Raw genomic sequence first — 21,561 nt, 5'->3', positions numbered from 1 at the left:
TTCAAATCTAAAGGAACTTGTTTCAAAATCACATCATATTCATGCGTTTAGCGAAATTCGAACTTCTAAAATCTAACTTCGATTTATTCTTTCTCGATTGTTTGATTTTTGATGACTTGTTGCTCTTTTTCAAAATAAGCAATAATCTCCAATGCAACTTTCAATGCATTTCGTCCATCTTGTAACGAAACTTTAATCGGCGAATTGTTTACAATAGAATCCGCAAAACTTTCCAATTCATCCAAAATTGCATTATTTGGTAAAATTTCTGGATGTTCAAAACAAATTTCTCTACGATCTCCTTTATCATTTTCCAAAATCATTGCAAATTCACTTGGATTTTCTGGCGCTTTGTGCATTTTAATAATTTCAGTCTTTTTCGTCAAGAAATCAATTGAAATATACGCATTTCGTTGAAAAACACGCATTTTTCGCATATTTTTCATTGACATTCTACTTGTCGAAACATTAACCACACAACCATTTTCGAACTCAATTCTAGCATTTGCAATATCAGGCGTATCACTAATCACCGATACTCCAGACGAATGAATCGATTTAATTTCTGATTTTACAATCGATAAAATCACATCTAAATCATGAATCATCAAATCTAACACAACAGGAACATCTGTTCCGCGCGGATTAAATTCTGCCAAACGATGCGTTTCGATAAATAATGGTTCTTCTATAAAAGGTGCAGCCGCTGTAAATGCAGGATTGAAACGCTCTACGTGTCCAACTTGCGCTTTCAGACCTTTTTCATTTGTCAATTTCAACAAATGATCTGCCTCTTCTAAGGTATGCGTAACTGGTTTTTCGATGAAAAAATGTTTATTTTTTTCGATCACTTTCAATGCAACTTCATAATGTGATAAGGTTGGTGTCACAATATCGACAACATCAACAACATCAATTAATTCATCCATTGAACTAAAATATTTAAACCCAAATTCAGCTTCAACTTTTTTTCCATTTTCTTCAAAAGAATCAAAGAAGCCAATTAATTCGTATCTTTCCGATTGATTTAATAACTTTAAATGGATTTTTCCAAGGTGCCCAGCACCGATCACTCCTACTTTTAACATTTGGTAGATTTTGCCGTTAAAATTAATGAGAATAAGTTGTATTTAATGCATTTTTGTAAAAATTTTGGAATATGTCTGTAGACGATTTTAAACACAGAGGACGACGCAAAATGTTGGTTGATTTGTTGCGCTCGAAAGGAATTGAAGATGAAAACGTGCTGGAAGCTATTAATTTAGTGCCACGACATTTATTTTTAGACAGCGCTTTTACCGAATTCGCATATCGCGACGAAGCTTTTCCGATTGCTGCTGGACAAACAATTTCGCATCCGTTTACAGTTGCTTTTCAGACACAATTATTAGATATTCAACCTAATGAAAAAGTCTTAGAAATTGGAACTGGTTCTGGTTATCAAACTGCGGTTTTGGTTGCTTTAGGTGTTGAAGTTTTTACGATTGAACGTCAAAAAGATTTGTTTGATTTCTCAAAAATCATGTTGAAAAAAATCAATTTCGAGCCACGTTATCAGACGTATGGAGATGGTTACAAAGGTTTACCTTCTTTTGCTCCTTTTGATAAAATTATTGTAACAGCAGGCGCGCCAGAAATTCCAGAAGAATTAAAAAAACAATTGAATATTGGTGGAATAATGGTGATTCCTGTTGGTGAACAATCGCAACGAATGATTGTGATTATACGTTTATCAGAAAATCAATTTGAACATTACGAATTTGGAGATTTCAAATTTGTGCCAATGTTAGAAAGCCGAGATAAATAAAATAAAAAACTCCAACTAAAATTTAGTTGGAGTTTTTGTCTGAATATATTTTTTATTAATCATCAATTTTCTTGAAATTTCCGTTTTTATCAAATTTTAATTCAAGTCCATTGTTCAATTTTACTTCAATTTCTTTTCGATCTCTTTCAATTTTTGTGATTGTAGTATTCGGAAAACTTCTTTTCACATAATTCGAAATTTTAGCTGGAATAAATCCTGTTGGAATAGCATTTCGTTTTCCATCAACTTCTTTCCAAGCTCCGTCTCCGTCAAATTCTACCTTTGTTCCATTTGCCAAATACACTTTATATTCTTTCGAAAAATAATCGTCGTCCAACATCACTGAACCAACTTGTTTTGCACCAAAATACTTATTGATAAATTGCTGTCCCGTTTTTGGAACTTGGTTATATTTTATCGCTTTATCTTGAGCAAAAGAAATCAACGTTGCACTTAACATGATAACACTTAAAAACTTTTTCATTTTGTTTGATTTTATAATTATAAGACAAAGTTGCAAAGTGAATTAGGAAAGATTTGGGAATAATTTATTTTTTCAGAATAAATTGATGAAAAGGAAACACATAATTGTAATCTAACTTTAGATTTTGTTGATTTCTAATAATCGTGTCCACAATCGAAAGCCCTAATCCATTATTTCCATCACTTGTTCCTTGTTTATAAAAACGACTAAAAATAAGATTAGAATCCAATGTTGCGTTTTTTCCTGTATTCGAAATTATAAATTGATTTGAGTCACTTTCTATCTTAATAATTTTTTCATCATTGTTATGTTTGATCGCATTTCGAATCAAATTTGAAATTAAAATTCGAGCCAAATCGATATTAAAATCAAGAATAAAATCTGCATTAAAATTTGTTTCTAATTTAATTTCTTCTGCTTCTAAAATATCTTCATAATCTTCAATCAAATCTTTTGTCAAAGTTGTAAAATTAACTTCAACATTATTTTTGTATTGATTATTTTCGATTCGAGATAACATTAATAATGATTTATTAAGATTCACCATTCGCCAAAGTGTTTGCTTGGTTTCTACTAAACTCATCACTTCTTTTTCTTTTAAATCTGAATTTTCTATTAGCAAATCAAGTTTGTTTAGCGCAATTGTCAAAGGTGTTTGCAATTCGTGGGAAGCATTTTCGATGAACAATTTTTGTGAATTAAAAACCTCATCATTTCGATTAATCATTCGCTCAATTTCTTTTTGCAAATAAGAAAATTCTTTCACATTCGTTTCGACAAGTTTTGGTTTTTCGTTATTTCCTACTTCATATTTTCTTAATTGAGAAATAATTTGCCCAAAAGGTTTGAAGGCTTTTTTCAATCCAAAATGATTAATCAATAAAATACTAATCAAAATAAAAACATACAACGCAATCAAAGAAATCGATAAATCATAAATCAATTCATCTTCTTCGACTGTTGAGGTTCTTATTTCTAATGAATACGGATGATTTTCTTTGTCATAAAAACCAGTTCTCAATATACGATAAGGTTCCATATCATCATCGTATCCCATGTAAACCAACTCATTCGAAAAGTGATTTCTTTCATCATATTTACTTGGATCAACTTTGGAAATTTTGAATTGACTTAATCCAAATTCGGTTGTATTTAATAAATTCGGATCGCGATAAGCTTCTCGAATAATTTCAATTTTTTGATTCTTTAATCCGTCATCTACATTGTCATAAACTTCATCCAAAATCAAGGAATGAAAAAGAAATGCCCAAATCGCAATAACGATAAGCAACCAAAATGTGAGGTAACGAAATGTATAATTTTTTAGTGATATTTTCATGTTAAATCAACTTATAACCAATCCCATAAACCGCTTGTAAATCGGCTTCAGAATTTGCTTCTTTCATTTTTTTTCTTAGATTTTTTATTTGCGAATAAATAAAATCTAAATTATCAGATAGCTCAATATGATCTCCCCAAACACTTTCTGCTAAAGTTGTTTTCTGAAAAACACGTTCGGGTCTCAACATAAAATAATACAGCAAATCATATTCCTTTCTGTTTAATTTCAGTTCGATATTATTTACTTTTACCAAACGATCTTCGGGAAAAATTTGAATATTTTTATAACTCAAAACATCCTCTCCTTTTTGTAGATTTTTGCGCAAAGCAACTTTAATTCGAGCCAATAATTCAGCAAAATGAAATGGTTTCGCTAAATAATCATCCGCGCCAACCAATAATCCTTCTACTTTATCATCAACCGAATCTTTCGCCGACAAAATAATCACCGAAGTTTCTTTATGAAGATTCTTCAATTCCTTCAACAAAGACATTCCATCACCGTCTGGTAACATCATATCCAATAAAATGCAATCATAATCGAACGAAATTATTTTATCCAAAGCTTGCTGATAATTATCTGCTGTTTCGACAATCATCTTTTCCTTTTCTAAAAACTCAACAATTGTTTCTTGCAATTTTATTTCATCTTCTACGACTAAAATCTTCATAACTTCAGTTTAAATAATTGGTAAAAATAGATAGTAAAATAGGAAAGAATTAGGAAAACTCCTACTTTTATTCTCAAAATTTAAGATTTCAATTTTGAAAAAATATAGCTTTAAAAATGATTATAGCGAAGGTGCTCACCCAGCAATTTTGCAACGATTAATCGATACAAATTTAGAACAAACAATTGGTTACGGCGAAGACGAATTTTGCAATGAAGCAAGAGAGTTCATCAAAAAAAGACTGAAAAAAGATTCAGCAATTCATTTTGTTTCTGGTGGAACACAAGCCAATTTAATTGTAATTTCTTCTATTCTAAAACCACACGAATCTGTAGTTGCAGCCGAAAGCGGGCATATTGCCGTTCACGAAACGGGCGCGATAGAAGCAACAGGACATAAAATAAATACCATTGCGACGGATAATGGAAAAATAACTCCTGAGCAAATTTCGATTATTCTTGCCACACATACGGACGAGCATATGGTAAAGCCAAAATTGGTTTATATTTCTAATTCTACGGAAGTTGGAAGTGTTTATTCAAAAAAGGAATTGCAAAAGCTTTATCATTTTTGCCAAGAAAATAATTTATACCTTTTTGTTGATGGCGCACGTTTAGCTTCTGCTTTAACTTCTTCTAAATGTGATTTAAGCTTTGAAGATATGGCGAATTTTACAGATGTTTTTTACATTGGCGGAACTAAAAATGGTGCACTTTTAGGTGAAGCAATTGTGATAAATAATTTGAAATTGGACGAAGATTTTCGTTATCATATTAAGCAAAAAGGCGGAATGTTAGCGAAAGGACGTTTGATAGGAATTCAATTTTCGGAAATGTTTCGAGATGATTTATTTTTCGAGATGGGAAAACACGCCAATCAAATGGCAGAAAAATTAGCAAATGCTATTTCAGCAAAAGGTCACAACTTTTTGACAGAACCATCTTCCAATCAAATTTTCCCTATTTTACCAAATTCAATTATCGAAAAACTACAACAAGATTTTGAGTTTTATATTTGGCAAAAAATTGATGAACAAAATTCTGCAATTAGATTAGTCACTTCTTGGACAACACCAGAGAAACAAGTAGTAAATTTTATCAAATCAATATAAAAAATAAAGGATCCAATAAATTTTCGGATCCTTTTATTTTAATAATAATCTTTCATATTTTTCAAACGCTCTTTCGCGCGTTTATATTCTGCTTTTCTGATTTCTTTTTTACGTTTCATCAAATTTTTATCGTAAGAATAATTACGTTCTATTCGCTTGATATCTCTTTCGTATTCGTCTTCTAAACGCTCTAATCGATCATCAATTCGGTCTTTATAATAATCGTCACGATGAGAATTTGACCATTTATAACGTTGATTATCATTTAAGATTTTATCAATATCACGTTGTAAATTGTAAGAAATCTCTCTTTTTCTTCTACCTTTTTCGTAACCAGATAAATTACGATCTCTTCCAACTCTTTCGAAATCTTTACTTGCTTGTTTTTTTAAAGCAATTATTTTATTTTTTTGACTACTTGATATTCCGTAATAATCAGATCTTTCAATTAAAATATCGACATTTCTATTATTTCCATCATTTGGTCTATTTTGCGCATAACTTGAAATTGTAAACAATGCAAAACCAAAAATTAAAAACTTCTTCATATTCTAAACTTTCGTTTAGAATATGCAAAGTCCGTGCTGAAATGAATAAATTATTAAAATTTATATTTAACCAACAACTAATCAATAAATTAATTAAACCTTAGTTTTTTCTAACGCTTGCAAAATATCTTCGATAATATCCACTTTATCCTCCAAACCGACCGATAAACGAATAGAACCTGGCCTAATTCCCAAATCTGCACGTTCTGCATCTGATAATTTTGCGTGAGTTGTAGTTGCTGGATGCGTTGCAATCGATCTCGAATCTCCTAAATTAGACGTATATAAAATCATTTCTAATGCATCAATAAATCTGAAAGCACGTTCTTTTCCTCCTTTCACTTCAAATGTTACGATTCCACCCCCGCCTTTCATTTGTTTTTTCGCCAACTCATATTGCGGATGCGATGGTAAAAATGGATATTTTACATCTGCAATTTCAGCATGATTTTCCAAAGCTTCTGCCAACGCCAACGCATTTTCGCAATGACGATCCATACGAAGTGGCAACGTTTCTAAACTTTTAGAAATTGTCCATGCATTGAAAGCTGACATCGCTGGACCTGTATGACGAATAAAAAACATCATTTCGTTGATTAATTCTTCTTCCCCTACAACTACTCCACCCAAAACTCGACCTTGTCCGTCCATATATTTTGTTGCAGAATGAATAGATAAATCAAATCCAAATTGCAAAGGTTGTTGTAAATATGGTGTTGCGAAACAATTGTCAATTGCAAAAATAACATTCGGATGTTTTTCTTTCAATTTTGCCAAAGATTCTAAATCAAATAATTCTAATCCAGGATTTGAAGGCGATTCTAAGAAAACAATTTTTGTATTTGGTTGAATTGCTTTTTCCCAATCCTCGATATTTGGCGTTTCTACATATGTATAAGTTACGCCCCAACGCGGAAATAATTGCGTAATTAATTGATGCGTAGAACCAAAAATTGCACGACTCGATACAATATGATCTCCACTTTTTATATACGAAGCAAAAGATGCAAAAACAGCAGCCATTCCCGAAGCAAAAGCTAAACCTGCATCTGCTTTTTCCAAAGCACAAACGCGATTAATAAACTCTGTTGTATTTGGATTTGCATAACGTGAATAAACCATACCTTGCTCTTCTTCTGCAAAAATTGCACGTCCTTGCTCTGCGCTATCAAAAATAAAACTTGATGTTAAATATAATGGAACCGAATGCTCGCGAGTAGCAGATCTTGGCGCTTGCTCACGAATTATCTTAGACTGATCTTTTTTCATAAGAATCAAAGTTAACGATAGTTTTATTAAGCAAAAAGCTTTTAATAAAGTTTTAAACAGAAATTATTTCTGTTTTCAATCGTTGTTTCGATAATTTGACTGTTTCTAAAAAGATTTTTAGAAATATTTCAGAAACGTTTTTAAATCTTTTATTTTCATTAAATTCAAAAATGATAAACTGAACAATTTTTCATAAAATATCATTCAGATTTAATCTCTACCTTTGCAATCTTATATCAATTTATGTCATTCGAAAATTTAGGATTATCACCATATTTATCAAAAGCAATTACAAAACTTGGTTTTTTAAAACCTTTTGAAATTCAGACCGAAACAATTCCATCTATTTTAAAAGGAAAAGATGTGATGGGAATTGCAAAAACTGGTTCTGGAAAAACCTTGTGTTTTGTTGCGCCTTTGCTACAAAAAATTCAACATCAATCGTACGAAAAATCTCGTAACATAAAAGCGTTAATTTTAGTTCCAACACGTGAACTAGCAGTTCAGATTGAACAAACTTTTGCAGGATTGCGAACTGCTTTACGCCGTGAGGTACAAACGCAAGCGGTGTATGGAGGAACTTCGATTAATCCACAGATGAAAAATTTGTATGGTACAGAAATTTTGATTGCAACACCTGGTCGTTTATTGGATTTGATGGATCATAATGCGTTATCATTGGATCAATTGCAATATTTGGTGATTGACGAAGCAGACAAAATGTTCCAATTAGGATTTGGAGATGAAATGAACCGAATTTTGAAAAGTGTTCCGAAAAAGAAACAATCGATTCTTTTTTCTGCGACTTTGAATGATAAAATTGATGAAATAAAATCTACATTAAGTATTGATCCAATTGTTGTTGAAATCAAAAAACAAGAAATTGATTTGGAACAAATCGAACAAGTTGCTTATAAAGTTGATGCCGAAACAAAAGGTCCTTTTTTAAGATATTTAATTAAATCTGAAAACTTAGAACAAGTTTTGGTTTTTGTTTCTTCGACACGAACTGCAGATAATTTAGTAGAAAAATTAAAAAAGAATAAAATCTCTGCAATGGCGATTCACAGTAAAAAATCCCAAGGCGCTAGAATGGATAATTTGGAAGATTTTAAACTAGGTGATATTAAAGTTTTGGTTGCAACTGATTTGATTGGACGCGGAATTCATATCGAAGGTTTACCAACTGTTATTAATTACGAATTACCTCGTTCGCCTTTAGATTATGTGCACAGAATCGGGCGTACAGGTCGTGCAAATGCAAACGGAAAAGCCATTAGTTTGATTACAGAAGAAGATTTGCATCATTTCAAAATCATTCAGAAAAAAATGGGTAAAAAAGTTGATTTACTTCCAACTGATAATGTGAATTTACACGGATATTAAAATAAGTTTTAAGTTATGAGTAACAAGTTCTAAGTTTTCTCTGAACTCATTACTCATAATTTTTTGCTATATCATTTTTCGTTTTTCATTATACACTTTACACATGTGGCCCAAGCATATTTTTAGGATCAAGGATTTCGTCCAAACGTTCTTTCGACAACAAACCATGATCTAAAACCAATTGATAAACACTTCCACCAGTCTCTAAAGCTTCTTTCGCTATTTTTGTACTTGCTTTATAACCAATATAAGGATTTAGCGCCGTCACAATTCCAATACTATTTTGAACTTCATTTTTCAAATGTTCTGCATTCGCTGTAATTCCATCTACACATTCAACACGTAGCGTATTCATCGCATTTGTTAAATATTGAATCGATTCCATAATCGAAAAACCAATTATTGGCTCCATTACATTTAATTGTAATTGACCAGCTTCGGCAGCCATTGTTATTGATAAATCATTTCCAATCACTTTAAAACAAACTTGATTCACTACTTCTGGAATTACTGGATTTACTTTCCCTGGCATAATCGAAGATCCTGGTTGTTTTGGAGGTAAATTAATCTCGAACAAACCTGTTCTCGGACCAGATGTTAACAAACGTAAATCATTACAAATTTTCGACAACTTCACACAAAGACGTTTCAAAGCTGATGAATAATCCACAAACGAGCTTGTATCCGAAGTTGCTTCAACTAAATTATCAGCCAACGAAACATCTTCATTCATGATTTCAGCTATTTTAGTTGTACACAATTGTGCATAACCTGGAACAGCATTCAATCCAGTTCCAATTGCAGTTGCACCCATATTAATTACTAATAATTCGGCAGCAATTCGGTTTAAATTATCAACTTCTTTATGTAATGTATTCGAAAAACCTTCAAACTCTTGCCCAAGCGTCATTGGAACTGCATCTTGCAATTGCGTACGTCCCATTTTTATAACATTACCAAATTGTTTACCTTTTTTATCAAGTGCCTCATACAACGAAGTTAATGCCTCAACCAAAGGTTTATTCATATTAAATAATGCTAATTTCAAAGCAGATGGATAGGCATCATTCGTAGATTGCGAAAGGTTTACATGATCATTTGGCGAACAAAATTGATACTCTCCTTTTTGTTTTCCTAAATACTCCAAAGCAATATTTGCAATTACTTCATTTGCATTCATATTTGTAGAAGTTCCCGCACCACCTTGTATCATATCGATTGGAAATTGCTCTGTATATTTACCAGCTATTAACTCATTCGAAGCAAAAGAAATCGCATCAAATAATTCTTTCGATAAAATTCCTAATTCGTGATTGGCTTGCGCTGCTCCTAATTTCACAACACCAAGCGCTTTTACAAATTCGGGATAATGTGACAAATAGTTATTGGAAATTTTGAAATTATTAATGGCACGTTGCGTTTGCACACCATAATAAGCCGTTTCAGGAATTTGTAATTCTCCTAATAAATCAGACTCCGTTCTCATTTTATTTATTGTTTGTTATTGACAATTAAAGGTAAGGAATAATCTAGTATCTTTTTGAAAAGCATTTTGTCTAAAAATTCAAAAAATCTATATCTTTAAAACATTAACACAAAAGAGATGAAAGCAGCTCGTTATTATTCATTAGACGTTTTTCGTGGCGCAACTGTTGCGTTGATGATTTTGGTAAATAATCCAGGAACTTGGTCGGCTATGTTCGATCCTTTGGAGCATGCAGAATGGCACGGATGCACGCCTACAGATTTGGTTTTTCCGTTCTTTTTGTTTGCTGTAGGAAATGCAATGGCTTTTGTGATTCCAAAATTACAACAACAACCTCAACAAATTTTCTGGCAAAAAGTAATAAAACGAACAATTCTAATTTTCGGAATTGGATTATTCATCAATTGGTGGCCATTTTTCAAGTGGGATAATAATGAACTTATTTTCAAAGCATGGAAAGATTCAGAAGAAAGCGGAATCCGAATTATGGGCGTTTTACAACGAATTGCAATTGCTTATTTTTTCGCTTCGGTGATTGCTTTTTATTTTAAACAAAAACAAGTTTTATTGATAAGTTGTGCGATTCTTCTACTTTATTGGGTTTTAACTTTCGGACTTGGAACTTCTGCCCCTTATTCATTAGAAGGTTTCATCGGAACTAAAATTGATAATCAATTGCTTGGTTTAGCGCATATTTACAAAGGAGAAGGTGTTCCGTTTGATCCCGAAGGAATTTTCAGTACAATTTCTACTATTCCACAGGTTTTATTTGGGTATTTGGTTGGTGATTATATTCAGAAACAAGGAAATATCAATTGGTTGAATCGTCCTTTACCAAAAACTGACAATCCGCAATATAAAATGTTAGCTGGTTTATTTGTTTTAGGAACAATTGCATTGACAATTGGTTATGTTTGGCAATGGGATTTCCCGTACAATAAAAAGATTTGGAGCAGCTCTTATGTTTTCAACACAACTGGTTTAGCAATTTTGACAATTGGCGCTATGATTTGGTTCATCGAAATTTTAGGCATCAAAAATGGTTTCATGAAATTCTTTGATGTTTTTGGAAAAAATCCTTTGTTCATCTTTGTTTTGAGCGGATTATTACCTCGATTATTAGGTTTAATCAAAATTGAAGCTGGTTTAAACGACAAAAGAGAAATCAAATTCATTTCACCATTGGATTGGTTCTACGAAAATGTTTGCGCTAAAATTCCTGGAATTCCAGAAATTGGTTCATTTGTTTATTCGCTAATTTTCTTAGCTTTCTTTTGGTGGTTAGCTTATTTATTAGATAAAAAGAAGATTTATATTAAAGTTTAAAAGTCTTGAGTAGTAAATTATAAGTTTTTAGAAGAGATGTCTCGATTCCTCGACATGACATTAATTATCAGCCTAGATTGGATTTTCTTGTCATGTTGAGCGAGTCAAACGATGTAGAAACATCTAATATTTAGAAAACAATCTTACTTATAAAAATTATTTCTAAACCTTCTTATAAACAGCATAAAACTGATAAAAGTGCTGAATATTTTCAACATCAAAAATAATTTGTTTCCATTGATTTAATTCCAAAATCAATTGATTTTCGTGTTGAGTAAACTTCCCAACAAAAATTTCATCATCATTCAAATACAAACCAAACTTATCATTTACCAAATGTAAATTTTCCACTTCCAAATGTTCAAAAAATAAAATAGATGATTCTTCTTCTGTAAAATCGATAGGTGAAGCGATATTCGAAGAATATTCTAACGCAATAAATTGATGCGAATTATAGATTGGAAAATAGATCGACGGATAGTTTTCTATATTAGAAAATAATTCTTTTTTTAACTGAATTATTTCTCGTGATAAAAAAGGAATCGCGCTCAAATTTTTAACATTTCGAAATGTATCAGCTTCCTCAAAATAATTATCAAAGTGTAATATTTCGTTAACTGTTAAGTTTTTTTCGATTAAATGACTAATCGGAATGCTAAAATATTTAGCAATTAGAGAAATCGTTTCAATTCGTGGCTCTGCACGTTTTTCTTCGTAAGATGAAATATTCCCTCTACTAACATCGAATAAATCAGCAAAAGCTTGCTGAGTTAAGTTCTTAACTTGTCTTAATTTCTTTATATTTTCACCAATTTTTGTCATTATTTAAAATTTTAACATTTTTATTTGCTAATTATTTTAGCAAATTGTTTAATTTTATGGAAACAAATTACAAAAAACACTAATAACAACAAAATGAATTATTTTTCGAAGATTGAAAATTTTATTCAAAACATCAATTACACCATCACTTACAAAGACGAAAAAGAAGGTGTTTTTATGATTGAAAATTTATTGGATGGTGTTCAAAATCTGATTGTAGGGATTGCACCACCTGTTATCATTTTCGAGTTGTATTTATTTACAATTACAAATGATAATCTGGAAATGCTAAAAGCGTTGTTGATGAAAAATCGCGATATCATTCATGGTGCTTTTGCAATAACAGAAGACGGAAACAAAGTCATTTATCGTTACACACTTCAAGTTGCGAATCTTGATCAAAACGAATTTGAAGCAACGTTAAACTCTTTGAGCTTATTGATGAGCGAATATTCTGCTCAATTAATCGAATTTTCTAAACAATAAAACAATATCACTATGAATATTTTCAAACGTATTTTTAGAATTGGACAAGCGGAAATACATTCGGTTGTCGAAAAAATGGAAGACCCAATCAAAATGACAGAACAAGGAATTCGCGAAATGCGCGACGATCTTAATCAATCATTAGAGGCTTACGCAAAGGTAAAAGCAATGGCAATTCGTTCGCAAAATAGCGTCGACAAAAAGAAAGAAGAAGCTGCAGATTATGAACGAAAAGCAATTCTTTTGTTAGAAAAAGCTGAGCGAAATGAAATTACAATTGAACAAGCCGAAAATTTAGCGAAAGAAGCTTTGAGCTTAAAAAATCAATTGTTAGAAGAAATTACTGAATTAGAAAATCAAGTGATTATTCATGAAAAATCTGCAAATGAAGTGCACAAAAACGTTGAGGTTCTTAAATTCAACATTAATAAATGGGAAAATGAATTAACAACATTAAAAGCTCGTGTAAAAGTTGCTGATGCCACAAAACAAGTAAACAAACAAATGGCAAAAATTGATGCGAATAGCACAATTAGCATGTTAGAACGCATGAAAGCCAAAGTAGAAGAAGACGAAGCACTTGCACAAGCTTACGGAAGTTTAGCGGACAATTCGAAAACCGCTGATGACGAAATTAACGAAACCTTGAAAGGTGATTTGATTCAAAATGAATTAGAAGCTTTAAAGCTAAAAATTCAGTCGAAAAATCAAGAATAAATCACTTTTTATAGTGAATTATTTCTATAAAATTTTTAGTAAATTAATCTCTTTTAAAAAATCAAAACTATGGCATCTAAATATGAATACAAAACAATAGAAATAATGCCTAACGCTGGCTTATTTTCTATCAAAATAGATAAAACATTTTTGGATGATTTACTAAATAAATATGGAAATGAAGGCTGGGAATTAATCACTTCCACTCCGCTTTCCATCAACAGCACAACGAAAATTATTTATTATACATTCAGAAGAGCTATTTAACATTAAAAATTAACACTAAATGACCGAAATTTTAGACCTTCTTTTTAATCCATTGGCCAACGGAATTATGACCATTTTGATGGGATTTTCTCTTGTCTATTGGGTATTTCAACTGTTAGCTGGTGACGGAATTGATCTTGGAACAGATTCTGATTTTCATATCGGAGACATCAATGATGTTGATGCCCACCACGAAATTGACGCTGATCACGATGCTGATGCAGACGTGCATCACGAACCAGGTTTTTGGGCAAAATGTTTAGAATTCATCAATGTTGGTAAAGTTCCGTTAATGGTGATTATTACCTTGTTCAAATTTATCAGTTGGGTGATTACCATTATTTCTTCGATTGTTTTTGGATTAAGCAAGTTAGGATTGTATTCTGTTTTAGTTTTAATTCCAGTTTTCATCATCGCTTATTTTATGATGCATTGGATTACAAAACCACTCGTAAGAGTTTATGCAGAATTAGGCTATCACGGAGAAGACGAAACAGATTTTATTGGAAGAGTCGGAAAATCGAAGTCTAAAATCACTGGTGATAAAATAGGTTCTGCTGAATTTCAAATCGAGAAAGATATTATTACGCTTAACATCAAAAGTCAAAATGGCGAAGAAATTAATTTTGGTGACACCATTATTATTACTGACGAATCGCCGTCAAATCATTATTATTTCGTCATCAAACACATTACTTTAAACAATATTTAACCTAATTATGATACTATTATTTCAACTTACTTCGTTTATTATCGAAGATATTTTAACCTTAATTATTAACTAAATCAATCAAAATATAATAAAAATCTCATGACAAATTTTATTCTTTTAGCAGTTGGTGTCATCGTTTTCATCTTTATTGCTTTCATCGTCGTTTTAAGCGTTTTCTATAAAAAAGTTCCGCAAGGAAAAGCCATCGTTCGTACTGGTGTTGGAGGTTCGCAAGTAGCATTCAACAAAGGAATGTATGTAATTCCTGTTTTCCATAAAATGGAAATTATGGACATTTCGATCAAAAAAATTGACATTGCGCGTCAACAACATGATGGATTAATTTGTAAAGACAACATTCGTGCAGATATCAAAGTTGCATTTTTTGTTCGAGTTAATAAATCGGTGAATGATGTAATCAATGTTGCACAAAACTTAGGAACAGAACGTGCATCAGAACCAGAAACATTAAAAAGTATTTTTGAAGCAAAATTCTCAGAAGCCTTAAAAACAGTTGGTAAAAAATTCGATTTTATCGAATTATACGAAGCAAGACGTGAATTTAGAGATGAAATTTTAAATATTATCGGAACAGATTTGAATGGATATATTTTAGATGACTGTGCAATTGATTATTTAGAACAAACTGAATTACAATTTTTAAGTCCAGACAATATTTTAGATTCTGAAGGAATCAAAAAAATCACTGAATTAACGGCTCAACAAAATATGAACGCCAATTTAATTCGTCGTGAAGAAGAAAAAGTAATCAAAAAACAAAACGTTGAAGCACGTGAAGCAATCTTAGAATTAGAGCGTCAATTAGCCGAAAAAGAAGAGCGTCAACGCAGAGAAATCGAAAATATAAAAGCACGCGAAGAAGCAGAAATTGCAAAAGTTCGTGAAGAAGAACGTCTAAAAGCTGAATCTGTTCGTATTACAACAGAAGAGCAATTAGCAGTTCAAGAAGAAAATAAATTGCGTCAAATTATTATCGCAGAAAAAAATAAAGTTCGTACTGATGCCATCGAAACGGAACGTGTAGAAAAAGATCGTGCATTAGAGCAAACAGAACGTGAGCGAATTGTGACTTTAGCGCAGATTGATAAAGAACGTTCAATCGAAGTTGAGAAGAAAAATATTCAAGGCGTTATCAAAGAACGTGTTCTTTTAGAAAAAGGCGTGATTGAAGAGCAACAAGGTGTGAAAGATGTTGAAGTTTACCGTGAAGTTGAACGTCAGAAACAAGCTGGAATTATTGCGGCATCTCAAGAAGCGGAAGAGCGTTTAATCGAAACTGTAAAAGCTGCAGAAGCATCTAAAATTGCTGCGGAACAAGAAGCTGCTCGTCAAGTTATCGAAGCCGATGCTCAAAAACAAGTTGCTGAACGTAAAGCGCAAGAGTTATTAATTGATGCGGAAGCGAAAAAAGAAGCGTCTGCAAAAGAAGCGGAAGCGCGTAAAATTATTGCAGAAGCACAAGCCAAAGAAGAAGCTGCAATTGGTTTATCGGAAGCAGAAGTAATGGTTGCGAAAGCAGAAGCGGAAGAAAAACAAGGAACGGTAGAAGCAACTGTAATCGAGAAAAAAGCGGAAGCTTTACGCAAAGAAGGTTTAGCACAAGCGGAAGTTGTACGTGAAAAAGCGTTGGCAGAAGCGAAAGGAATCGAAGAAAAAGCAGAAGCAATGAAGAAATTGGACGGTGTTGGAAAAGAGCACGAAGAGTTCAAACTTCAATTACAAAAAGAAAAAGACATCGAATTGGCTCAAATCAACATTCAAAAAGATATTGCTGGAGCGCAAGCTGAAGTATTATCAACTGCATTAAAATCTGCGAAAATTGACATTGTTGGTGGAGAAACAATGTTCTTCGAAAATATTGTGAAACAAGTTTCAAATGCAAAAGGTTTCGATCATTTAATCGACAATTCGAAACATGCAACAGATATCAAAAATGCATTGATTGACGAAGATGGCGGAAGCGATTTAGCTGGAAAAGTGAGAAGTCTTGCCGATAAATATGGCATTTCATCAAACGACATCAAAAACTTAACAATTACTGCGGCATTAATTAAATTACAGCAAGCTGCTTCTGCTTCTGGAAACAGCGAAGACACAGGATTTATAAATTCTCTTTTCGGAATTGCGAATCAGTTAGGTGTTTCAAATAAAAAAATAGGTTAATCCATTAAACAATAATAGAGTGATTGAATCTATTCGTTTCAATCGCTCTTAATTACAGTTTAATCACCTTCTAGATTTTAATTTAATGCAAGAAGAAAAAAATATTAACGTTACCGAAACGCTTGATGCAGGCGCGTACGAAATCATCCGAAAAAGACTTCTTACACAAAAAGATTTTCTTTCGGAAAGATTAACGAAATTGAATGATGCTCGAAAAGAAGTCTTCAATTCTACCAATTTTGCATTAAGCGCAAACCAAAGAATTACGACAGAAAATACATGCGTCGCACGTGGAATTATCGCGTTCGATAAATTGTGTATTTTTGGTTACAACGTGCATTTCGGTTTACGCACAGACATTCAGTTGAGCGATGTTTTTAGTATTTATCTGTTTCAAGAAAATCAATTTATTCCTCAACCTCTCGACTTAATAAACGATCAGAATTTCTTTACAGATTTTCAGAATTTATATAAATATTACCGCGATTCTATCTTTTCTAAATTTCGTAGAACAGATAATTATCTATACATGGTTTTCCAAACCAGTAAAAGCGCACAAGATTTGAAAGCGTTTAAATGGTTAATCAAAGACGGAAAATTAATTTATCAAGATGATCGCAGCATTCACGAAGTAAAAAAAGCAGATCAATTTGATTTTGAATGGCAAAAAACTTCTATCGATGATCGTCGATTAGGAAAGTTTCCACATATTTCTATTTTAGATAAGATTTTTATCGAAGCAATTGGTGGTGATATTACTTTTAAAATTGAAGATAATACGGATTCAGGAAAAGGAATTTTCACTGAAAAAGTGACACATTTAGATCAACAATTAGACGATGCCGAATATTATTACGCCGATTTAGGAAATCTGATTGCGGTTAAAATCAAACCTTTTCAAGAAGATTTCAGAGCGTATATTTACAATGTTCGCACCAAGGAAGTCATCAATATTCCTGCTCTTTTGGATGCAGCAGTTTTGTTGCCAGACAATCAAGGTTTGATTTTTTCGAATGGCTATTATTTACAAAACGGAACCTATCATATATTCGAAAATAAGTTAGATAATTTTCAATTTTTCCGTCGTGTAAATTCTCCAAACGGAGAAGATTTTATGTATATTTTCAATCAAGATGAAACCAATACATACATTCTTTTATCGTACAATATCATTCAACAAAATGTCGAAACGCCTATTGTTTGCAATGGTTTTACTATTTTTAAAGACGGAAGTTTAATCTATTTCCGCACAGAAGAAGAAGCAACGCGACATCATCAAGTTCAGATTTGGGAAACGCCTTATGTCGAGCGTTTGGTGGAAAATCAAGAAAAAACAAATCATCCATTATACAAAATTGGAAACAAAGACATTGTAAAAGCAATGGCTGAATCTCAAGAAGTTATCCAATTAATTAACAAAGAAGATTCGTACGAAGGTTTGTATGAGGACATTGTAAAAAAAGCGAATAATATTGTTGATGGATATTTTTGGATCAATGACAAAGATACCTTTGAGCTAGCTATTCCTTTGCTAGAAATCAAAACGGTTGCCAATACAGCGATTGATGAATTTGCAAAAGTCCAAGTTCAGAAAAAATTTGCGCAAGAAACGTTAGAAAAAACGGAAAAATCGATTGAAGAAATCGTTTTCAAAGTAAATAGTACAACGTATAATCAATTGGATTTATTGGTTGAACATTTGGCTGAAGCGCGTAAAATTCAAGGAAAAGTGATTGATTTACGTTCGATTCGTTATATCAATTTAGAACGTGTTCAGGAATTAGAAAATCAATTGCAAGAAGTCAACGAAAATTTATCAACCAAAACAATTGAGTTTCTTTTATTGGATGAAGCGCTGATTCCGTATGAAGAAAAAGTTGCGGAACAGAAAAATTTAGTGGCTTCGATTGAGAAAGTTGTTGACGCTAAAGTAATCGAAGAATCTTGTCTTAAAATTGCTTCCGAATTAGAGTTATTGATTGACATTCTGAACAGTTTAAAAATTGAAGACGCCACGCAAACAACAAAAATTATTGAGAAAATTTCTGTCATTTTTGCTTCGCTTAACGAAGTTCGTGCGCAATTAACACGTCAAACTTCTGCCTTAAAAAGCAAGGAAGCGGTTGCCGAATTTTCTGCTCAAATTACGTTGTTGGAACAAAGTGTGGTCAACTTTTTAGAGTTATCAACAACTGCCGAAAAAACGGAAGAATACAATACAAAAATCATTGTTCAGCTCGAAGAATTAGAAAGTAAATTCTCTGATTTTGATGATTTCGCTTTAAAAATTGCAGATAAACGCGACGAGATAATCAAAGCGTTCAATTCGAAACGCGAACAATTGGTTGAACAAACCAATAAACGCACCAATTCATTAGAGCAAATTGGTTTGCGCGTCTTGAGAAATATCGAAAACAAATCCAAAACTTTTTCAGAAAAAGAAGAAATTTTAGCGTTTTATTCTTCGGATTTAATGATTGATAAAATGCGTCAAATCATTCAAGAATTAAAGGATTTAAAAGATGTTTCGAAAGCCGAAAACCTTGAAAATCTATTAAAAAAATCGCAAGAAGATACGCTTCGTGTTTTACGAGATAAAACTGAACTTTTTGTTGATGGGCAAAATATTATTGCGCTTGGTCAAAATAAATTTACGGTCAATACGCAGCAATTAGCGCTGACATTGTTGAATCGTAACAACGAATTATTTTATCATTTAACAGGTACAAGTTTCTATCAAAAAGTTAAAAACGATGAGATTTATCGTTACCAAGATATTTGGAACCAAGAATTTGTTTCGGAAAATCAATTGGTTTATCGTGCTGAATATTTAGCTTATCAAGCTTTTTTAGCAAGAAATGAAAACGATTTTGATGCTGAAAAATTTATCAATCAAATCATTGAACAAAATTATTCGGAAGGTTATATAAAAGGCGTTCACAATTTTGATGCGTTTCGAATTTTTACTGAATTGGTCAACATAAATTCGAAATTAGATGTGTTGCAATTTGATGCGCCAACTCGTACAACTGCTCAAATTTTTTGCCATTCTTTAGAAAAGAATTTGCAAGATAAGTTGAATGCAATGATTAATTCGGCTCAATTAATTTTGAAAAATTTTCCGAATTCAAATCGTTTTGAAAACATTCTAAATGAAATCAAATCGCTTTTTGAAAATTGGGAAACAGAATGGGATAAATCACAAACATCATCAGAAAAAGTTTCTCACTATTTATTTACAACTTTCACGAAATATCATGCTTTTTCGATGAGTAGAGAAGCTGAAAAATTTCAAAAAGAGTTTGTAAATTATTTAGAAAAAAATAAAAATTCGGACGATTTTAATGCATTGATTTCAGATCAACAATTTTCTTCAACAGAGAAATTTTACTTGATCGAAAACTGGATTCATTCTTTTATAGATGAAAACGAAAATTATTCGTCATACAGAAATGTAGTGAATGAAGCGGCGACAATGCTTTTATTTTCGAAAGATCAATATCATATAAATGATGGAAATTCTGTTATCAAAATTGAAGATTTGAAAGGAAATCATGCGGTAATTGTTGACGGAATTTACACTCAAAATTATCATAAAATCATTTCGAAATTAGAACATTTTTCAACTGTTAATGTTCCAAATTTTAAATCATTCCAAAAGCTAAAAGAAGAAATTTCTAAGTCGTATGAAAAAGATTTAAAAATCGCAGAATTTGAACCAAAAGTTTTGACATCATTTGTAAGAAATAAATTAATCAACGAAGTTTATTTTCCTTTAATCGGAAATAATTTAGCCAAACAATTGGGAACAGCAGGCGAAAACAAACGTACCGCTCGTATGGGAATGTTGTTATTAATCTCTCCGCCAGGTTATGGAAAAACGACCTTGATGGAATATTTAGCCAAAACAATGGGTTTACATTTTGTGAAAGTAAATGGACCAACAATTGGACATAACATTACGTCAATCGATCCAATCGAAGCCAAAACTTCTGGAGAAAGAGAGGAATTGAAAAAGATAAATCTTTCGTTTGAAATGGCTGATAATGTCATGTTGTATTTGGACGATATTCAGCATTTGAGTGCCGAATTTTTACAGAAATTTATTTCATTAGCCGATGGACAGCGAAAAATTGACGGAATTTTTGAAGGAGAAAGTAAAACCTACGATCTACGTGGAAAACGTTTTTGCATTGTAATGGCTGGAAATCCATATACGGAAAGCGGTTCTAAATTTCAGATTCCAGATATGTTAGCCAATCGTGCTGATGTGTATAATTTGGGCGATGTAATTGGTGATACGGAAACGTTGTTCAACTTGAGTTTGATAGAAAATGCGACAGGCGATAATCCTTATTTAGATAAAATTACTTCGAAAAGTTTGACCGATTTTTACAAGTTAACAAATTTTGTAACTGAAAATCAAGAACAACTTCCAGATTTGGAAGGCAATTATTTGAAACAAGAAATTGATGATTTTATTGCTGTTTTGAAACATGTAATTAAGATTAGAAATGTTGTCGTAAAAGTCAATCAAAATTATATTGCGAGCGCAGCAATGCAAGATGATTACAGAACTGAGCCACCTTTCAAGATGCAAGGTTCGTACAGAAATATGTCAAAATTAGTTTCGAAAATTGTTCCAATGATGAACGAAAAAGAAATTAATGAAACGATTTTGGCGCATTACGAAAGTGAATCGCAAACGTTGACAACCGACACAGAATCGAATCTTTTGCGCTTAAAAGAAATTGCAGGTTTGATGACTTCTCAGGAAAAAGAACGTTGGGAAACGATAAAAGCAACGTTTGTCAAAAATAATAAGCACGGCGGCTTGAATAAAGACGATAAAGTTTTTGCTCAATTGCTAGAATTCAATGAAAATTTGGAAGGAATTATCCAAGCAATCTTGAAAAAGTAATATTAAAACTGCTCAAAATGAGC

18 protein-coding genes are annotated in these 21,561 nt (G+C 32.0%); 10 read left to right on the top strand and 8 right to left on the bottom strand.

What is annotated here, in order from left to right:
• Positions 1-83: 83 nt before the first annotated feature.
• Complete coding sequence (locus B3R94_RS00300) at positions 84-1,088, bottom strand: Gfo/Idh/MocA family protein (RefSeq protein ID WP_291097831.1); 1,005 nt, start codon at positions 1,086-1,088, stop codon at positions 84-86.
• 71 nt (positions 1,089-1,159) lie between these two features.
• Between B3R94_RS00300 and B3R94_RS00295 the strand changes: the two genes are divergently transcribed.
• Positions 1,160-1,807 (top strand): protein-L-isoaspartate(D-aspartate) O-methyltransferase, encoded by a 648-nt coding sequence (locus B3R94_RS00295; protein WP_291097828.1) that lies wholly within the window; start codon positions 1,160-1,162, stop codon positions 1,805-1,807.
• 55 nt (positions 1,808-1,862) lie between these two features.
• On the opposite strand, the gene B3R94_RS00290 is transcribed toward B3R94_RS00295, so the two are convergent.
• The 3 genes from B3R94_RS00290 to B3R94_RS00280 all read right to left on the bottom strand — a co-directional run bounded on the left by B3R94_RS00290 (position 1,863) and on the right by B3R94_RS00280 (position 4,303).
• Entirely contained in the window at positions 1,863-2,291 is a 429-nt protein-coding gene (locus tag B3R94_RS00290) for a PepSY-like domain-containing protein (RefSeq protein WP_180905227.1), read from the bottom strand.
• A 64-nt stretch (positions 2,292-2,355) separates the two neighbouring features.
• Complete coding sequence (locus B3R94_RS00285) at positions 2,356-3,630, bottom strand: sensor histidine kinase (protein ID WP_286475721.1); 1,275 nt, start codon at positions 3,628-3,630, stop codon at positions 2,356-2,358.
• Between the two features lies 1 nt (position 3,631).
• Positions 3,632-4,303, bottom strand: a complete 672-nt coding sequence (locus B3R94_RS00280; protein ID WP_221854497.1) for a response regulator transcription factor — start codon at positions 4,301-4,303, stop codon at positions 3,632-3,634.
• A 94-nt stretch (positions 4,304-4,397) separates the two neighbouring features.
• On the opposite strand from B3R94_RS00280, the gene B3R94_RS00275 reads away from it, so the two are divergent.
• Positions 4,398-5,414 (top strand): threonine aldolase family protein, encoded by a 1,017-nt coding sequence (locus tag B3R94_RS00275; RefSeq protein WP_291097825.1) that lies wholly within the window; start codon positions 4,398-4,400, stop codon positions 5,412-5,414.
• A gap of 38 nt (positions 5,415-5,452) precedes the next feature.
• Here the strand turns inward: B3R94_RS00275 and B3R94_RS00270 are convergent, their stop codons facing one another.
• Positions 5,453-5,962 carry a hypothetical protein gene (locus B3R94_RS00270; protein WP_221854496.1) on the bottom strand — a complete coding sequence of 170 codons (510 nt, stop codon included), beginning with the start codon at positions 5,960-5,962 and terminating at the stop codon, positions 5,453-5,455.
• Positions 5,963-6,055: 93 nt separating this feature from the next.
• A complete protein-coding gene (locus tag B3R94_RS00265; RefSeq protein WP_291066683.1) occupies positions 6,056-7,231 on the bottom strand; it encodes a trans-sulfuration enzyme family protein in 1,176 nt (391 codons plus the stop codon).
• 243 nt (positions 7,232-7,474) lie between these two features.
• Between B3R94_RS00265 and B3R94_RS00260 the strand changes: the two genes are divergently transcribed.
• On the top strand, positions 7,475-8,617 hold the full coding sequence (locus tag B3R94_RS00260; RefSeq protein ID WP_114997763.1) for a DEAD/DEAH box helicase: 1,143 nt from the start codon (positions 7,475-7,477) through the stop codon (positions 8,615-8,617).
• 97 nt (positions 8,618-8,714) lie between these two features.
• Here the strand turns inward: B3R94_RS00260 and aspA are convergent, their stop codons facing one another.
• Positions 8,715-10,112, bottom strand: coding sequence for an aspartate ammonia-lyase (gene aspA / locus B3R94_RS00255; RefSeq protein ID WP_291097834.1), 1,398 nt, complete (start codon positions 10,110-10,112; stop codon positions 8,715-8,717).
• A 108-nt stretch (positions 10,113-10,220) separates the two neighbouring features.
• On the opposite strand from aspA, the gene B3R94_RS00250 reads away from it, so the two are divergent.
• A complete protein-coding gene (locus tag B3R94_RS00250) occupies positions 10,221-11,429 on the top strand; it encodes an acyltransferase family protein (protein ID WP_114997771.1) in 1,209 nt (402 codons plus the stop codon).
• A 162-nt stretch (positions 11,430-11,591) separates the two neighbouring features.
• Here the strand turns inward: B3R94_RS00250 and B3R94_RS00245 are convergent, their stop codons facing one another.
• Positions 11,592-12,251 carry a helix-turn-helix domain-containing protein gene (locus B3R94_RS00245; RefSeq protein ID WP_114997774.1) on the bottom strand — a complete coding sequence of 220 codons (660 nt, stop codon included), beginning with the start codon at positions 12,249-12,251 and terminating at the stop codon, positions 11,592-11,594.
• Between the two features lie 93 nt (positions 12,252-12,344).
• On the opposite strand from B3R94_RS00245, the gene B3R94_RS00240 reads away from it, so the two are divergent.
• From B3R94_RS00240 to B3R94_RS00215, 6 genes are all read left to right on the top strand, one after another.
• Positions 12,345-12,737, top strand: a complete 393-nt coding sequence (locus B3R94_RS00240) for a molecular chaperone Tir (RefSeq protein WP_115001905.1) — start codon at positions 12,345-12,347, stop codon at positions 12,735-12,737.
• Between the two features lie 12 nt (positions 12,738-12,749).
• Entirely contained in the window at positions 12,750-13,454 is a 705-nt protein-coding gene (locus tag B3R94_RS00235; protein WP_125350044.1) for a PspA/IM30 family protein, read from the top strand.
• Between the two features lie 69 nt (positions 13,455-13,523).
• A complete protein-coding gene (locus B3R94_RS00230; protein ID WP_125350043.1) occupies positions 13,524-13,721 on the top strand; it encodes a DUF4177 domain-containing protein in 198 nt (65 codons plus the stop codon).
• A gap of 19 nt (positions 13,722-13,740) precedes the next feature.
• Positions 13,741-14,433, top strand: a complete 693-nt coding sequence (locus tag B3R94_RS00225) for an OB-fold-containig protein (protein ID WP_291097820.1) — start codon at positions 13,741-13,743, stop codon at positions 14,431-14,433.
• A gap of 99 nt (positions 14,434-14,532) precedes the next feature.
• Complete coding sequence (locus B3R94_RS00220) at positions 14,533-16,617, top strand: flotillin family protein (RefSeq protein ID WP_291097817.1); 2,085 nt, start codon at positions 14,533-14,535, stop codon at positions 16,615-16,617.
• A gap of 85 nt (positions 16,618-16,702) precedes the next feature.
• Entirely contained in the window at positions 16,703-21,538 is a 4,836-nt protein-coding gene (locus B3R94_RS00215) for a DNA repair ATPase (RefSeq protein WP_291097814.1), read from the top strand.
• The last annotated feature ends 23 nt before the right edge of the window (positions 21,539-21,561 follow it).

The organism is Empedobacter sp. UBA7611, assembly GCF_002484365.1.
GTDB classification, from domain to species: domain Bacteria; phylum Bacteroidota; class Bacteroidia; order Flavobacteriales; family Weeksellaceae; genus Empedobacter; species Empedobacter falsenii_B.
Note: the sequence above shows the minus strand (reverse complement) of the source record. Positions and strands in the feature narration are given on the sequence as shown.

Coding starts and splice junctions, on each gene's coding strand:
- B3R94_RS00285 (WP_286475721.1), bottom strand. CDS start 3,630: ATGAAAATATCACTAAAAAATTATACATTTCGTTACCTCACATTTTGG.
- B3R94_RS00270 (WP_221854496.1), bottom strand. CDS start 5,962: ATGAAGAAGTTTTTAATTTTTGGTTTTGCATTGTTTACAATTTCAAGT.
- B3R94_RS00225 (WP_291097820.1), top strand. CDS start 13,741: ATGACCGAAATTTTAGACCTTCTTTTTAATCCATTGGCCAACGGAATT.
- B3R94_RS00260 (WP_114997763.1), top strand. CDS start 7,475: ATGTCATTCGAAAATTTAGGATTATCACCATATTTATCAAAAGCAATT.
- B3R94_RS00250 (WP_114997771.1), top strand. CDS start 10,221: ATGAAAGCAGCTCGTTATTATTCATTAGACGTTTTTCGTGGCGCAACT.
- B3R94_RS00280 (WP_221854497.1), bottom strand. CDS start 4,303: ATGAAGATTTTAGTCGTAGAAGATGAAATAAAATTGCAAGAAACAATT.
- B3R94_RS00245 (WP_114997774.1), bottom strand. CDS start 12,251: ATGACAAAAATTGGTGAAAATATAAAGAAATTAAGACAAGTTAAGAAC.
- B3R94_RS00240 (WP_115001905.1), top strand. CDS start 12,345: ATGAATTATTTTTCGAAGATTGAAAATTTTATTCAAAACATCAATTAC.
- B3R94_RS00220 (WP_291097817.1), top strand. CDS start 14,533: ATGACAAATTTTATTCTTTTAGCAGTTGGTGTCATCGTTTTCATCTTT.
- B3R94_RS00215 (WP_291097814.1), top strand. CDS start 16,703: ATGCAAGAAGAAAAAAATATTAACGTTACCGAAACGCTTGATGCAGGC.
- B3R94_RS00265 (WP_291066683.1), bottom strand. CDS start 7,231: ATGAAAAAAGATCAGTCTAAGATAATTCGTGAGCAAGCGCCAAGATCT.
- B3R94_RS00235 (WP_125350044.1), top strand. CDS start 12,750: ATGAATATTTTCAAACGTATTTTTAGAATTGGACAAGCGGAAATACAT.
- B3R94_RS00230 (WP_125350043.1), top strand. CDS start 13,524: ATGGCATCTAAATATGAATACAAAACAATAGAAATAATGCCTAACGCT.
- B3R94_RS00300 (WP_291097831.1), bottom strand. CDS start 1,088: ATGTTAAAAGTAGGAGTGATCGGTGCTGGGCACCTTGGAAAAATCCAT.
- B3R94_RS00290 (WP_180905227.1), bottom strand. CDS start 2,291: ATGAAAAAGTTTTTAAGTGTTATCATGTTAAGTGCAACGTTGATTTCT.
- B3R94_RS00295 (WP_291097828.1), top strand. CDS start 1,160: ATGTCTGTAGACGATTTTAAACACAGAGGACGACGCAAAATGTTGGTT.